We start from the raw sequence: 14394 nt of genomic DNA, 5'->3' as shown, positions 1-14394 counted from the left end.
TCCGCCATGCGCTACGCTGTACCGGTTGCCACAGGCGCCGCTTGACGGCAACGGGACGTGGCGCAGCTTGGTAGCGCACTTGACTGGGGGTCAAGGGGTCGTCGGTTCGAATCCGGCCGTCCCGACACAGAAAAAGCCCTGACCAGCGGAAACGCTGGTCAGGGCTTTGACTTTCTTCTATGAAGTCTTGAACCGCCCCCCGAAAACCCCCCAATTACCTGGTGCGGCAACCAGGTCTGTCATCCCCGGGCGTCGTCGTGCGTTGCGGGTGCGCGCTGTCCGTTCGGGTTGGCGCCGAGCCGCTCCAGGACTTGGAGACGTCCGGGGCTTGGACGGGCGTGCGCCGGTGGCGTCGGCCCGTCGGGGCCGGCAGGACTCTGAGCCGCCCGCACCCCAGCAGGACCAGCCGCATCATCCAGATCGAAGTAGCTAAGATCGGCCACGTGGTCTCCCCGGCTCCGAGCAATGGCGGCACGCTGCGCGACCGCGTACGGTCGACGGTTGCTCGGTACCCGCGGCTCTGGGACGGCGCGATCGCGGTCGTCTGTCTCGTCGCCACGGTCGCTGAGCCGGGTAAGATCACCGACCCGCGGCCGGTCGTGCTGATCTGCGCCTCGGTGTCCGCCCTGCCGATCGTGTGGCGACGGCGGGCACCGTTCACAGTGGCCCTGCTCTGCGGTGTCGGCGCGCTCGGTCTGATAGCGGCGCACGGCGAGGTGAACTGGCCGTACGGTCAGCTCGTCGCCACCTATACGGTCGCGGCGTACAGCCGGGTCGCCGCTCGGGCTGTCATCGTCGCCGCGACCGCCGCCGGGGTGGTCTTCACCCAGCAGGTCTACGACAAGGATCCCGCCTCCATCCTCTACTCCGGTGGCGTGTTCGCCACCGCGTTCGCGCTCGGTATCGGCGCCCGGGCTCGGCGGGACCGGATCGCGCTGCTGGAGGAGCGGGCGCTGCGACACGCCGAGGAACGGGCCGCTGTGTCCGCCCGCGAGCGGGAGGGCATCGCCCGCGACATGCACGACATCCTGGCCCATTCGATCAGCCTGATCGCGGTGCAGGCCGAGGCCGGTCCGCTGCTGGTGCACCGCGATCCCGACCGGGCCGTACGGTCCTTCGAGACGATCTCCGACACCGCGCACGACGCGCTGACCCAGTTGCGCTGCACGCTCGGCATTTTGCGGGCCGCGCCGAACTTGGCAGGTATCCCGGCGTTGGCGCAGCGCGCCCGCGAGACCGGTCTCGGTGTCTCCGTCACCGAGCGCGGCGAGCCGTTCGCGGTCGGACCGGACGCCGCCGAGGCCGCCTACCGAGTGGTGCAGGAGTCGTTGACCAACGCCGTTCGGCACGCCGGGGCGGCCGCGGTGCGGGTCGAGCTTGACTGGTCCTCGGACCGGCTGCGGGTCGAGATCACCGACGACGGCCCCGGCGTCGTCAACGTCCGCCCCGGGAACGGGCTGACCGGCATGCGGGAGCGGGTCATCGCCTGCGACGGCGACTTCCGTGCGGGTGTGCCCCCGGACGGTACCGGCTTCGTCGTCACCGCCACGTTCCCGAGCAGGAGATCGGGATGACCGGCCGGCTGCGTGTCCTGGTCGCGGACGATCAAGCCCTCGTCCGCGACGGCTTCTGCGTGATCCTCGACGCGCAACCCGACATGACCGTCGTGGGCGAGGCCGTCGACGGCGCGGAGGCAGTCTGTGCTGCCCGGGAACTGCGCCCGGACGTGGTTCTGATGGACGTCCGGATGCCGGTCATGAGCGGGATCGCGGCCACCGCCGAGATCTGCGCCGACACCGAGGCCCGGGTGCTGATGCTGACCACCTTCGACATCGATGAGTACGTCTACGACGCGCTGCACGCCGGAGCCAGCGGCTTCCTGCTCAAGAACATGCGTCGCGCCGAGTTGGTCAGCGCCGTACGGACGGTGGCTGCGGGCGACGCGCTGCTGGCACCCAGCGTCACCCGCCGCCTGATCGCCGGCATGATCGATCGGAGCGCGCCCGTGCCCGCTGCAGCCCCATCACTGGCGGCACTGACCGCGCGGGAGACCGAAACCCTGCGCCTGGTCGCCGAAGGGCTGTCCAACTTGGAGGTTGCTGCACGGCTGCATGTCAGCGAGCACACCGTCAAGACGCACGTCAGCAACATGCTGGCCAAGCTCCATCTGCGGGACCGGGTGCAGGCGGTGATCGCGGCGTACGAGTCAGGTCTGGTCGTGCCGCGACGTCATCCTCACTCTCGCGAGTGACTCGCAGACTCCCTCGTACCGGCGATCCGCTCGAGCGGTCCGACCGGGAGGCTGTCCCCATGTTCCGTTTCCTGGCCCTCACGTTCGGACTAAGCTGGGGCCTCTGGGGTGCCGGCCTCCTCGCCGGTGGCGACATGTCCGACCCGCTCGTCGCGGTCCTCCAGGTGGCCGGCCTGTGCGGCCCGAGCGTGGCCGCCGGAGTGCTTGCGCTCACCGGCCGCCGCGGTGCCGGGCAGGCCCGGCCGCCGGCCGCGCCCGCCGGCCGTCGTGATGCGTGGCGGGCCCGGTTTTCCGCCGCGCCCCGCTGGCTGCCGGCCGCGCTGTTGTTCGGTGGCGTGCCGGCCGTCGGCGCCGCGGCAGCGGCGCCACTCGTCGGTGGGCCGGGAATCGATCTGGGTCGGTTCGCGGAAGCGGCAGCCACAGCCGGCGGCTGGTTGCCGTATCTCGGGTTCGCGCTCCTCACCGGCCCGCTGAGTGAGGAGTTCGGCTGGCGCGGACACCTTCAGCCGCTACTGCGCCGCAGGCTGTCGGCCGGGCGTACCACGCTCGTCCTCGGCCCGATCTGGGCTGTCTGGCACGTTCCGCTCTTCTTTCTCGCCGGCACCTTCCAGCACAGCATCGGGCTGTTCACGATCGAGGGGCTGGGCTACCTCGTGGTCGTGGTCATGCTGTCAGCCGGCCTGCTGTACGTCACCGAAACGCTGCGCGGCGGGGTCACGGCGGCCGTACTGGGCCATCTCGCCGTCAACGTGTCGATCGTACTGGTGCCGCTCGTGTCGTTCCCGGTGGCCATCAGCTACCTCGGCCTCAACGCCGGGATGGCGCTGATCGCCGCGGCCCTCACAAGAGCGGCGAACTCTGGCTCGAATGCGTCGCCCACCTCCGGCACCCGCATCGCATCGGCACGAAACGGCTCGGACCTTCGCTCACTTGCGACAACACGAAAGAAGGCCTGAGCGCAGTCCATCGCCATAGGCGCGATCCGCACCGCACCAACACGGACGCCGGACGGTGCGTACCGTCGCCGTCATCCTGCCCAACCCGCCTTACCATGGCCGGCAGGTATGGAACCGGTCGAAGTACCGAGCCGGGTTGATGCTTCACGTTACTGGTACACCCTTGCCTGCAGGGCGTACAGCTCGGCGTACTGGCCACCGGCGCGGATGAGCTCGGTGTGGCTGCCCACCTCGGCGATCCGCCCGTCGCGAACCACGATGATCTGGTCGGCCATCCGGACGGTGGAGAACCGGTGCGAGACGAGCACGGTGATCGCACCAGTCGTCGCGGCGACCCGACGGGACTGGTCGGCATACCGTTCGAACAGACCATGCTCCGCTTCCGGGTCCAGCGCCGAGGTCGGCTCGTCGAGTACCAGTAGCAGCGGGGTCTGCCGCATCAGGGCCCGGCCGAGCGCGAGTTTCTGCCACTGGCCACCGGAGAGTTCCGCGCCGTCGGCGTAGCTCTTGCCGAGCTGGGTCTCCAGGCCTTGCGGAAGGTGGTCGAGCAGGTCGCTGCCGCGGGCGCGTTCCAGCGCCGCGCGTACCGCCTCTGCGTCGTCGATGTCGGCCAGCTCGCCGACACCGACGGCCTGTCGGGCGAGCAGTTCGTAGCGGACGAAGTCCTGGAACCCGGCGGCGATCCGCTGGCGCCACGCCTCGATGGGCAGCTCGCGCAGGTCGACGCCGTCGACCAGCAGCCGGCCCCGGCTCGGCCGATAGAAACCACAGAGGAGCTTGACCAGGGTGGTCTTTCCCGCACCGTTCTCGCCGACGACCGCGACGACGGAGCCGGCGGGTAGGCGCAGGTCGACGTCGCGCAGTGCGACCCTGTCGCTGGCCGGGTAGCAGAAGTCGACGCCGTCGAAGACGATTCCGTGCCGCAGCCGTTGCGGCGGCAGGCGGCGGGTCGGTGCGGCGTCGGGCACCGCGACCGCAGAACGGAACCGGTCCATCCGGGCGTAGGTGCTGGACATCCGGAAGAGATCCTGCATCAGGGTGACTGCGGCGGTGACCTGCTGGTTGACCTGGGCAGCGAGGGCCACGGCGAGCACCACCGCGCCGACGCTGTGCCGACCGGTGGTCGCGTCGCGCAGGATCAGCAGGACCCCACCGACGTACGCACCGGCGAAGACCAGCTGCCCGGCCACCTGGATGACGGCGGCTGTCGTCTGGGCACGGTGCCGTCCAGCGGTAGCGCGCGCCCATAGCTCAGAGCGTCTGCGGCGGAGCTGATCCTCCAGCCGGAAGACCCGCACCTCACCGGCGTGCCGGGACGAGGTCGCCAGACCGAACAGGTTGAGCGACAGGCGTACCGGCTCGGCGGTCGCGGTCTTGGCCGCGTCGAGGCGGCGCTCGGCCAGCCGCCCGGTGTACAGCGGAGGGATTGCCGCCAGCGGCAACAGCAGGAGCAGCGGGTGCAGATCTGCCAGCAGCACGGCGGTGACCACCATGGCGAGCAGCAGGCTCACCCCACCGAACAACGCCTCCAGCCCGGTGCGGAAGCGACGGCTCTCGTGTTGCAGCACGGTCAGCGAGTCAGCCTGCGCGGCCTGCTCGTGATGGGCGATACCGGGGGTGCCGTTGGACAGCTCGATCAGTTTCCGGTCGAAGTCGATCTCGGCGAGCTCGGATAGTTCGAAGTAGAGCACGTGGGCGAAGTGACTGAAGGTCAGCGAGACGATGGCCAGGACGGCGACCACGACACCGCTCAGCGCACCTTCTCGCCATTGCCCGGCCACCACGGCATCGGTCATGGCACCCAGACCGACCGCCAGCAGGGGTGCGGCGACTGCCCCGCAGGCCATCAGCACGATCGAAGCGACCGTCCGGGCGCGGTCCATCCGCCAGGCGGTGGACAAGAGCTGCCGGCACCCGGTGACAATGTTGATCATCGTGCCAGCTCCTCGGGCTGCGGAACCTCGGTGAACCGGTCAGCCTGTAGTCGGAACAGTCGGGCGTACCGGCCGTCGAGGGCGATCAGCTCGTCGTGGCTGCCCTGCTCGGCGACCCTGCCCCCGGTGAGCACGACGACGTGGTCGGCCTGCCGCACGGTGGAGAAGCGGTGCGAGATCAGCAGGGTGGTGGCACCCTGGGTCAGCTCGGCGAACTCGTCGAAGAACCTGGCCTCGGTGCGGACGTCGAGACTCGCGGTGGGCTCGTCGAGGACCACGACGGGTGATCCGTGGCGGAGCGCGAACAGTGCCCGAGCGAGCGCCACCCGCTGCCACTGGCCGCCGGAGAGGTCGGTACCGCCGGCCACTTGGTTGGTCAACGGCGTGTCCAGCCCGCGGGACAGCCGGGCCAGGTCGTCGGCCATGTCGACCGATCGGGCGGCCTGCTCGATCCCCTCGCGGTCGTCGGCAGCATCGATCGCGCCGTAGCCGATGTTCGCCGCCGCCGAGATCTCGTAGCGGGCGAAATCCTGGAAGATGATGCCGAGCTTGCGGCGCCACTCGGTGACCGGGTAGCTGCGGATGTCGACCCCGTCGACCCGGATCACACCGCCGGTCGGCTCGTAGAGCCTGGCCAGTAGCCGGACCAGGGTGGTCTTGCCCGCTCCGTTGAGGCCGACGATCGCCGTACACCGGCCCACCGGGATCTTCAGGTCGAGATTGTCGAGGACGAGCCGGTCCTGCCCGGGGTAGGAGAAGGAGACCCGGTCGAAGTGAATGGTGGTGACAGGGTCTGGTACCGCGGTCACGGACTCCCGGTCCGCCGCGTCGTCACCGACGTCGGACGGGTAGGCGTCGATCCGCCTGGCGAACCGCTGGACGGCGTCATAGGCGTTCATGCCTACCGCGATCTGGTTGTCCGCCTCGGGATAGAACTCCGACAGCCGCAACGCGCCGAGACTGGCCTGCATGACCAGCGCGAAGCCGGTGAGCGTGAGCTGCCCGGCGGCGGCTCGCCCGGTGAAGGCAAAGACCATGCTGGTGAGGAGCAGTCCGACCAGCGCGTACCAGAAGAACGGCCACAGGTAGAGCCGACGGCGGGCCACCCAGAGCGGGGCCAACCAGGACCGGTATGCCTGATCGAGCGTCGAGGTCAGCCAGTTGGCGAGCCCGAATATCCGAATCTCCTTGCCTGCTGCCGGCTGAATGCCGAGGTCGCGCAGGTAATCTATCTTGCGTTCGGGTCCGTCGAGCGCGTAGCGCAGCCGGGAGTAGTGGCGGATGCCGTTACGTTGGCCGTACCGGAACAGCAGCACCACCACGACAAGGGCCAGGGCCGCCCACCAGGCGAAGGCGAACGCGACCACCGCGGCGTACCCGATCAGTTGCACGTACCGGGCACCGAGTGCGAGCAGGCCGGCGCAGGCCTGACCGGGGCTCTGGAAGCCGTACTGCACCTCGTCGGCGGCGGCCCGCAGGTCCTGGAGCGCGGCCTGGTCCTCGAGCGGTGCGATGCCCCGGGGCCGCAGCGCGGCTGCCATCAGGTCGTCGAACATCTGTCCGTCGACGCGGCGGGCCGTCAGCTCGCCGAGCGAGTTCTGAAAGGGCGCTACTACCTGCTGACCGACGAAGGCCGCCGCCGCTACCGCGAAGATGGCCATCAGGGAGCGCCAGGCCGTCGAGTCCGTTCCGCCGCTGACCGCCTCGGGTACCCGGCCGAGGACGTTGCTGGTGGCGACCACGAAGACCACCGGCAGGACACCGAGGGCGACGTTGATCGCGGCGAGGCCGGCGATCAGGCCGGTTCCCGCGCGTGGCAGCATCCGGACGATGCTCCACCGCTTGTCGAGCTCCTCCAGCGCGTTGCTCCACAAGCCTGTCACCGGGTCTGCTTCCGGTCCATCCGGGTCGCCTCCGGGGGCAGGTCGAGTACCGGAATCACGTCGTTGATGTTGAACGGGTGGATCGTCGGCACCGCCATCAACAAGGGCATCACCGGTGAACGGTACTTCTCGATCATGCGTTGGTAGGTGACCATCGCGTTGGTCAGATTCTGCGAGAAATCCTTCGGGTGCGGGTAGTGCACCGAGCTGGCTGCGCGGTCGAGCACGAATCGGGCGTCGTCACAGTGCAGCCGGTACCCCAGGTCGAGATCCTCGCCACCGAGGGTGCGGAAGCCCTCGTCGAACATGCCCACGTCGTGCAGTTGGCTGGTCCGCGCCGAGACGTTGCACGTCCAGTACATGATCCACGGCGCCGGCAGGTCCGCGAAGTCGTCGTTGTCGTAACGCAGGTAGAACTCGTCGCGGACGTCGGGATGGTCGCCTTGGGAGGCAAGCCGCTCGATCGTCCCGTCCGCGTCCCACGGATCGATCAACTTCTCGAGATCGCTGCGGTACTCACCGTCGAGGTCGAAGCCGTAGACGTAGCCGATCACCGCGACCGGCCCCGGTGCCGAGTCGTGAGTCGCCAGGTGCGCGGCGAGCATTCCGGAGTGCGCCATCACGCCTGAGTCGATCATGACGCAGACGTCGCCGGTCGCCTCGCGGATGCATGCGTTTCGGGCACGTGCGGCACCGACACCGTCGTGTTCCTGGTAGAGGTGACGCAGCTGGACGCGGTCACGGTAACGGTCGATGACCGACCTGGTGTGGTCGGTGGACCCGTCGTCGCCGATCAGAACCTCGAACCGGTCGACAGCAAGGGTCTGCCGGGTCAACGACTCCAAAGTGTAGCCGAGCAGCTCAGCCCGGTTGTATGTCGGGATCACCACGCTACAGCGCCGCGAGTTGGCCATCTCTTCTCCTGGTGGTCGGCGGCTCGGTCGACGCCGCGCTGCGGAGCGGGCCGAACCGAACGCACGCGTCGCTCCGCGTCCGACGGGATTCGGCGACGAATCTCGGAAAGTGCGTATCCAAGCACAGTGGTCGATCGAGATCAACAGATTCCCTGTGTGTCATGGTCAGGCTCATGCGGTGGCACCCAGTCCGGCGGGCGAGCACGCCGCCGATCCGTCGATCTGAGCCAGTACGTCCCGCACGATCGATTCGGCCTCGACGGCGCTGGGCGCAGCCGCCACCAGCGCCATCATCGGTTCCGGGAAGGCGAGCCCGCGAATCGCTGTCGGATACACCCGCAGCCCCGCTGCCCAGGCCCGTTGGAAGACCGGCCGTATCCGGTCGGGATAGGAGACCGGGGCCGGCCCTCGGACGACCATGAGGTCATGCGACGACAGGGTGAGATCCGGCTCCGACCGAAAGTGCTCGAGTAGTCCGATGGAGTGCATGGCACCACTGCGCCGGGCGTTCATCTCGGTCAGGTAGATCTCCCCGTCCGCCCCGGCGATCAGATCGACGCAGAGCCAGCCACGATAGCCCAGTGCCCCGGCGGCTGCACCGAGGCGATGGCCGAGCGGAACGATTCGATCGGCCACCTCGGCGGGCAGCGACCCCACCCCGACGTTGACGCTCTGGAAGAGATGCCCCCGTGTGGTCGTGACCGCGCTGAGCACCAGGTCGCGGATGCCGCCGTCGACGACCCGGAAGTCCAGCGCCGGGCAGCCGATACCCTCGGCATGGGCCACGAACTCCTGCACGATCAGGGGATAGGCGCGAAGGTACGGGTCGTCGTACATGCGGTTCCAGAAGTTGGCCACGCTCGTCGCGTCGGCGTCCACGATGGCTGAGCCCTGTCCGCCCACCCCGTACGGGCTCTTGACGATGGCCCGTGGGTGCCGGCGCAGGATCGCGGCCAGGGCACCGCTCAACTGATCCCGGTCGGCGACGGTGATCGACCGTGCCATCGGAACGCCCAGGTCCCGGGCCAGGTCCAGGCAGCTCAGCTTCGAGTCGAGGTAGCGGCTGACCCAGTCGTTCTCGGGAGTCACCCCGTCGATGTCGACCCGCTGCCCCCAACTGCGGATGGTTTCCACCAGCAGGTACAGCTCCGGGGTCGCACCCCAGGACAGCAGCCGCACCGGGCGCCCGCCGAGCGCGTCCCGCAGCGCCCGAAGCGCGGACGCGTCGTGCATCAGATCGGTCAACAACCGACTGGTGCGCGGTCGCGGTGACACCACCGGCGGCAGGGCCAGCCCCAGGGCGTCGTGCACGTCGGCGAACCAGAGCGGGTCGTGACCTGCGGGTAGCAGGAGCACTCGTTCGGCGGTGCTCCAGAAGACGGACTGATCGGCGAGGTAGGCACCGAAGCCGAGGTAGTCGCTGATGCCGCGCGGGCCGAGATCCACGGCCTGGTTGCGGAGGTTGAACTCACCGTTGTTCGGTACTACGAGGTCGATCGGACCAGGCATGCGGCACCTTTCCGCGAGTCTCTCGTCGTGCCGCCGGGCAGCGCGCGTCACGGGAACCGGACAGGTCGCCACAGCGTGCCAGGTCGATCGACACCGGCGCATCTTCGTGCGTGCGTCCCAGTCCGGTTCGACCGTCCGATACACACGTCGATGACGGCAAGCTGCGATACGCCAGGAAATCGACGTGGATGAGACGATTGCCATCGGTGGCCCAACCCGGAAGGGTGCCTGCATGACATCTTCGACCTCGACCGGTGCGCAACTGTCGGTCATCATTCCCACCTACAACCGAAGTGAGGCGTTGCGTCAGACCTTGGCGCATCTGGCCCGGCAACGGATGCCGGCCGAGATGTTCGAAGTCATCGTCACCGACGACGGTTCGTCGGACGACACCCGCACGGTGGTGGAGGACGCAGCGAAGACGTTGCGGATCCGCTACCACTTCCAGTCCGATGAGGGCTTTCGGGCCGGTGCCGCACGTAACGCCGGCGCGCGGTTGGCCACCGCGCCGATCCTGGTCTTCCTCGATACCGGCACCTTCGTCGCTCCGGAGTTTCTCGAGCGGCTGCGCGCCGAGTACGCAGGCGGTGAACGTCTGGCGGTCATCGGGTACGCGTACGGCTACGACATCGACGGCGAGATGCCTCGTCTGGCGGAGGCGATGGCCGGGGTGATGCCCGAGGACGTCGTCGCCCGGTTCCGCGACGATCCGAGCTTCGCCGACCCGAGACATCCGTACTTCGCCGCTGCCAACTTCGATCTGGGATCGCTGGCCACCCCGTGGGTGTTGTTCTGGTCGTTGAACTGCTCGGTGCGCGCCGCCGACTTCTGGCGCGTCGGTGGATTCAACGAGGAGTTCCGCCGGTGGGGGGTGGAGGATCTGGAACTCGCCTACCGCCTGTTCAAGGACGGCGTCGGTTTCCGGCTCGCCCGCAGCGCGTGGGCGGTGCATGCTCCGCAGGGCCGCGACCGGGACGCCAACATGGCCGACGGCAAGGCCAACATCCAGAAGTTCATCGTGATGCATCCGGAGCCGCCGGTCGAGGTCGTCTGGAAGGTGATGCAGCGGACCGACCTGCTCGAACTCGAGGAGAACTACCAGTTCATGCTCTCCTGGGCCGAGCAGGCGCGGGCGGTCGACGTCATGCACGAGTTGGCGCGGGAACTGCCCCGTCTCGACCGGGCGGACCGAGCGGTCGTTCTCGGAGCGGGCGGTCGTGTGCCGGTGGGTCTGCCTCCCGCGACGCTGATGGACTTCGACGCCGACCTGCTGGCGAAGGCGGTTGCCGGCACCCCGCACGCGGCGCACCACGCGATCGGCCTGCGTACGCCGTTGGCAGACCGGTCCGTGGAGACGGTGCTGCTGACCTCCCGGCTCGCCGGGCTCTGGCCACGCTGGGGCTCGGACCTGCTCCTGGAGGCGCATCGGATCGGGCGCTGCGTCCGACTCACCGACGAGCTGGCCCGGCAGGTCCGTGCGCTGACCCGGTACTGAGATACCGCCGCCACGCCAACCCTGCGGCGTGGCGGCGGCATAACGATCGACGTACCCGGTGCGCGCCTGCCGATCGACGAGACCGAGCGGCCCATGACGGACCAGCGCGGGCGCCGCGCGGCCGCACCCACACGTTTCCGGCTCGTCGACGGGAATCGCGTCGCCCAGATCAGGGGCCTGTGGCATCGGCGAGCTCGGCCAGTCGCCGGGTGAGATACCGGCGTTCCGGCTCGCTGGCCGGTAACGCCAGGGCCTCCCGGTAGCTCGCCGCCGCCTCCCGGTGCCGACCGAGACGCCGTAGCAGGTCGGCCCGAACGGCGGGCAGGAGCCGGTAGATGGTGGCGGCGTCGGCTGGCAGCTCGTCCACCAGCCGCAGCCCGGCCGCCGGCCCGTGGGCCATGGCCACCGCCACCGCCCGGTTGACCTGCACCACCGGCGACGGCACGAGCACGGCCAAGCGCTGGTAGAGCTCGGCGATCCGGATCCAGTCGGTGTCCTCCGCGCGTGGCGCACAGGCGTGGCACGCGGCGATCGCTGCCTGGATCTGGTACGGCCCAGGCCGGGTCCGACGCATCGCCGAGTCGAGCACCGCCAGCCCTTCGGCGATCGTCGCCCGGTCCCACCGCGAGCGGTCCTGCTGTTCCAAGGTGACCAGCTCACCCGTGCCGTCGAGTCTTGCCCCGCGTCGGGCATGCTGCAACAACATCAGAGCCAGCAACCCCAGGGCCTCCGGTTCGTCGGGCATCAGACGGGCCAGGGTCCGCGCCAACCGGATCGCCTCGTCGCACAACCCGTGCCGGACCAGGGCGGGTCCGGCACTGGCCGTGTGTCCCTCGGTGAACATCAGGTAGAGCACTCCGAGTACACCATGCACCCGCTCGGGCAGCAGATGCGCTGGCGGAACCCGGTACGGGATGCCCGCGTGCCGGATCTTCCGTTTGGCGCGGACCAGACGCTTGGCCATGGTCGCCTCGTTGGTCAGGAACGCCCGCGCGATCTCTGCGGTCGTGAGCCCAGCGAGGGTACGCAGCGTCAACGCCACCCTGGCCTCCAACGCCAGAGCGGGATGGCAACAGGTGAAGATCAGTCGCAACCGGTCGTCGGCGATGCCGCTGTCGTCCACTGACGAACCATCGATCGTCCTGTCCTCCATGAGAGCCGCCACCTCCTGCATCCTGGCCGCCTCAACCGCCGTTCGGCGTAGCCGGTCCACCGCACGGTTCCGCGCGGTGGTGGTGATCCAGGCGGCTGGTCGGCGGGGGAGACCGTCGCGCGGCCAGCGCTCCAGGGCCTGGGCGAATGCGTCCTGGGCACACTCCTCGGCCAGGTCCCAGTCCCCGGTTATCCGGATGACGGTGGCGACGATGCGCCCCCACTGCTCGCGGTAGGTCTCGTGCACCGCCACCCGGACCGCTTCGTCGATCGTCTCTGCCGTCACGCCGAGCCTCTGGTCCTGCTGTTGCACGGGCCTCGCCGTCACTCCTGCAGCAACGGTCGTACCTCGATCGTGCCGAAGGCCGCGACCGGGTGCTTGGCGGCGACTTCGATGGCCTCGTCGAGGTTGGCACAGTCGATGATGTCGTATCCAGCGATCTGCTCCTTGGCCTCGGCGAACGGGCCGTCGGCGAGGAGCACCTCTCCGTCGCGGACCCGGACTGCGGTCGCGTCGCTGGCCGGCCGCAGCCGGTTGCCCTGGACCAGGACGTTACGGTCCTTCATCTCCTTGACCCAGACGTCGATGGCCGCCATCGTTGCCCGGTCCTCCTCCTCCGTGAAGCCGACGGACTCGTCCTCACAGAGCAGCATCATGTACCTCATGGTCACCCTCCAGTCGTTGGCGCTTCCATACTGACGACGAACAGGACACCCCGGGATGGACACCGTCCCCGAAAACGTTCGCGCCAGGCACCTTCACCGCTGGGCGGGCCGCCGGACCCCGGACGGCGCCCGTCGTCGGCATGGCCGTGACGGGCGCCGTCCGCCCCGGATCTGGTCAGAAGGCCCGACTCCGGGCCGGGACACTCAGCGCATCAGCGGCGGATTCGCCAGCTGTGCCAACTCCAGACCAGAGGCGTCGAACCAGTCGCCGAAGGGCGGGATCGTCCTGCCCCACAGCGGATCGAAGTGGGGCTGCTGGACGGGCGGGACCTGCCATGGGTTGTAGCGGTCGAAGTCCCAGGCCCGGGCGCCGCCGGCGGCGTCGCAGGTGCCGTCGGACGTTCCGGGGACCTTCACCCAGAGGTAGGCGTCCACCAGCGGTACTCCGGTGTCTGCGGTCGGGCGCAGACCGAGCCCGCGGCCGGGGGGAGTGCACCAGTTTCCCTCGGCGAGCGTGTCGACCACCGCCGGCGGCTGGTGGTAGGGCGCGTTGGCGTAGGTGCCCATCATGTTGGGGCCATTGCCGTTGCGGCTCGTGTCGATGACGAACCTCGTCGTCGGTACCGCGTGCCCGAGATTTTCGGAGTACCACTGGTCGGTGAGTACCCAGGTGCTGAAGTCGGTGTGGTCGGCCGGGGAGTACTGGCTGCCGCAGAGGTCGTGGCGGCCGAGCCGCCAGCCGCCGTCGTCCGGGTTGGCGGCGAACGCGATGCACTGGGAGATCCAGGTGCCGTACTTGAGCTCGCGTTCGGTGAGCTGATAGTTCTCGGAGTTGAGGAAGAAGCCCTGCGCTTGCTGGACCCCCGCCTTCACCAGGCGGTGTGCGCTCTCGTCGACACCCAGCCAGTCGCTGTGCGTGGCATCGAGGTAGAGGGCGACGCCCGGTCTACGGGTCAGCCGGTCGACCGCTCCGTGCAGCGCGGCGAAGTGCTCCTCCGAGGAAGCCCCCGGAAGGGGGTTGCCGGCGCTGTCCGTCGGCCGGCACCACTCCTGTTCGCCCCACAGGTCGATGTGGAACGGGACGATGCCGATGCTGTCCGGTTCCAGTAGGACCACGGCGCGCCGGTCGCCGATGCCGGCGGCGAACGCGTCGATCCAGGCCAGGTAGTCGGTGGTGTTCCGGGCACCGCCCGCTGCGTACTGGGCACAGTCGCGGAACGGAATGTTGTAGGCGACCAGCACGGGTACGGTCTTCTGCCGGGCCGCGGCCAGCACGGTTCGCCGCACCTTCGATCGCACTTCGGCGGGTGATCCCCCAGCGAACCAGACCGCCTGCGGAGTCGTGACCATGCGCGTCACCAGACCGGCATCCCGGATCCTGCCGGCCCGGGTCAGGTCGGCGATCTGGCGGACGGCAGCCGGGTGGGGCGGCGGGGTGTAGAACCGTGTCGTCGCGGACAGAGGTTTCGGAGCCGCGTGTGCGTCGGGGGCGGCGACCCCGAGCGACAGGATGACCGCGACCGCCGTGACGAGGGCGGGCACGCCACGGCGCAGCGAGGAAAGGATCATGGTTTCTCCTGGTGACGATAGTGGGGTCACAATGGGATCCGGAAACGGCTGCGGCATCGCGGAGC

Annotated in this window: 11 protein-coding genes and 1 tRNA gene; 5 read left to right on the top strand and 7 right to left on the bottom strand. The window is 69.1% G+C overall.

Going from position 1 to position 14394, the window contains the following annotated elements:
- Positions 1-51 precede the first annotated feature (51 nt).
- The 4 genes from O7623_RS06085 to O7623_RS06070 all read left to right on the top strand — a co-directional run bounded on the left by O7623_RS06085 (position 52) and on the right by O7623_RS06070 (position 3207).
- Positions 52-125 (top strand) — tRNA-Pro (locus O7623_RS06085).
- A gap of 318 nt (positions 126-443) precedes the next feature.
- Entirely contained in the window at positions 444-1574 is a 1131-nt protein-coding gene (locus tag O7623_RS06080; protein ID WP_282227607.1) for a sensor histidine kinase, read from the top strand.
- On the top strand, positions 1571-2251 hold the full coding sequence (locus tag O7623_RS06075) for a response regulator transcription factor (RefSeq protein ID WP_282227606.1): 681 nt from the start codon (positions 1571-1573) through the stop codon (positions 2249-2251). The genes O7623_RS06080 and O7623_RS06075 overlap by 4 nt, the downstream gene beginning before the upstream one ends.
- 59 nt (positions 2252-2310) lie before the next feature.
- Positions 2311-3207 carry a CPBP family intramembrane glutamic endopeptidase gene (locus O7623_RS06070; RefSeq protein ID WP_282227605.1) on the top strand — a complete coding sequence of 299 codons (897 nt, stop codon included), beginning with the start codon at positions 2311-2313 and terminating at the stop codon, positions 3205-3207.
- 149 nt (positions 3208-3356) lie between these two features.
- On the opposite strand, the gene O7623_RS06065 is transcribed toward O7623_RS06070, so the two are convergent.
- From O7623_RS06065 to O7623_RS06050, 4 genes are all read right to left on the bottom strand, one after another.
- Positions 3357-5141, bottom strand: coding sequence for an ABC transporter ATP-binding protein (locus O7623_RS06065; RefSeq protein ID WP_282227604.1), 1785 nt, complete (start codon positions 5139-5141; stop codon positions 3357-3359).
- Complete coding sequence (locus O7623_RS06060) at positions 5138-7024, bottom strand: ABC transporter ATP-binding protein (RefSeq protein WP_282227603.1); 1887 nt, start codon at positions 7022-7024, stop codon at positions 5138-5140. Before O7623_RS06060 ends, O7623_RS06065 begins: the two co-directional genes overlap by 4 nt.
- Positions 7021-7938 (bottom strand): glycosyltransferase, encoded by a 918-nt coding sequence (locus O7623_RS06055; protein ID WP_282227602.1) that lies wholly within the window; start codon positions 7936-7938, stop codon positions 7021-7023. The genes O7623_RS06060 and O7623_RS06055 overlap by 4 nt, the downstream gene beginning before the upstream one ends.
- A 171-nt stretch (positions 7939-8109) precedes the next feature.
- Positions 8110-9447, bottom strand: coding sequence for a hypothetical protein (locus O7623_RS06050; RefSeq protein ID WP_282227601.1), 1338 nt, complete (start codon positions 9445-9447; stop codon positions 8110-8112).
- Positions 9448-9679: 232 nt separating this feature from the next.
- Between O7623_RS06050 and O7623_RS06045 the strand changes: the two genes are divergently transcribed.
- Positions 9680-10942, top strand: a complete 1263-nt coding sequence (locus O7623_RS06045; RefSeq protein ID WP_282227600.1) for a glycosyltransferase — start codon at positions 9680-9682, stop codon at positions 10940-10942.
- 169 nt (positions 10943-11111) lie between these two features.
- Here the strand turns inward: O7623_RS06045 and O7623_RS06040 are convergent, their stop codons facing one another.
- The 3 genes from O7623_RS06040 to O7623_RS06030 form a co-directional block, all read right to left on the bottom strand.
- Positions 11112-12380, bottom strand: a complete 1269-nt coding sequence (locus O7623_RS06040; RefSeq protein ID WP_348775129.1) for an RNA polymerase sigma factor — start codon at positions 12378-12380, stop codon at positions 11112-11114.
- 38 nt (positions 12381-12418) lie between these two features.
- The gene (locus O7623_RS06035) at positions 12419-12760 is read right to left on the bottom strand and encodes a YciI family protein (protein ID WP_282227599.1); all 342 of its coding nucleotides are present in this window, start codon (positions 12758-12760) and stop codon (positions 12419-12421) included.
- A gap of 204 nt (positions 12761-12964) precedes the next feature.
- Positions 12965-14329: a glycoside hydrolase family 6 protein gene (locus tag O7623_RS06030; RefSeq protein WP_282227598.1), complete on the bottom strand. Its 1365-nt coding sequence runs from the start codon at positions 14327-14329 to the stop codon at positions 12965-12967.
- Positions 14330-14394: the final 65 nt, after the last annotated feature.

The sequence above is a fragment of the Solwaraspora sp. WMMD791 genome (genome assembly GCF_029581195.1).
Classification (GTDB): Bacteria; Actinomycetota; Actinomycetes; order Mycobacteriales; family Micromonosporaceae; genus Micromonospora_E.
This window is presented reverse-complemented; position numbering and strand designations above follow the sequence as displayed.

Excerpts from the sequence above, each read along its gene's own strand:
- O7623_RS06070 (WP_282227605.1), top strand. The coding sequence starts at position 2,311 with ATGTTCCGTTTCCTGGCCCTCACGTTCGGACTAAGCTGGGGCCTCTGG.
- O7623_RS06065 (WP_282227604.1), bottom strand. The coding sequence starts at position 5,141 with ATGATCAACATTGTCACCGGGTGCCGGCAGCTCTTGTCCACCGCCTGG.
- O7623_RS06035 (WP_282227599.1), bottom strand. The coding sequence starts at position 12,760 with ATGAGGTACATGATGCTGCTCTGTGAGGACGAGTCCGTCGGCTTCACG.
- O7623_RS06045 (WP_282227600.1), top strand. The coding sequence starts at position 9,680 with ATGACATCTTCGACCTCGACCGGTGCGCAACTGTCGGTCATCATTCCC.
- O7623_RS06050 (WP_282227601.1), bottom strand. The coding sequence starts at position 9,447 with ATGCCTGGTCCGATCGACCTCGTAGTACCGAACAACGGTGAGTTCAAC.
- O7623_RS06030 (WP_282227598.1), bottom strand. The coding sequence starts at position 14,329 with ATGATCCTTTCCTCGCTGCGCCGTGGCGTGCCCGCCCTCGTCACGGCG.
- O7623_RS06075 (WP_282227606.1), top strand. The coding sequence starts at position 1,571 with ATGACCGGCCGGCTGCGTGTCCTGGTCGCGGACGATCAAGCCCTCGTC.
- O7623_RS06055 (WP_282227602.1), bottom strand. The coding sequence starts at position 7,938 with ATGGCCAACTCGCGGCGCTGTAGCGTGGTGATCCCGACATACAACCGG.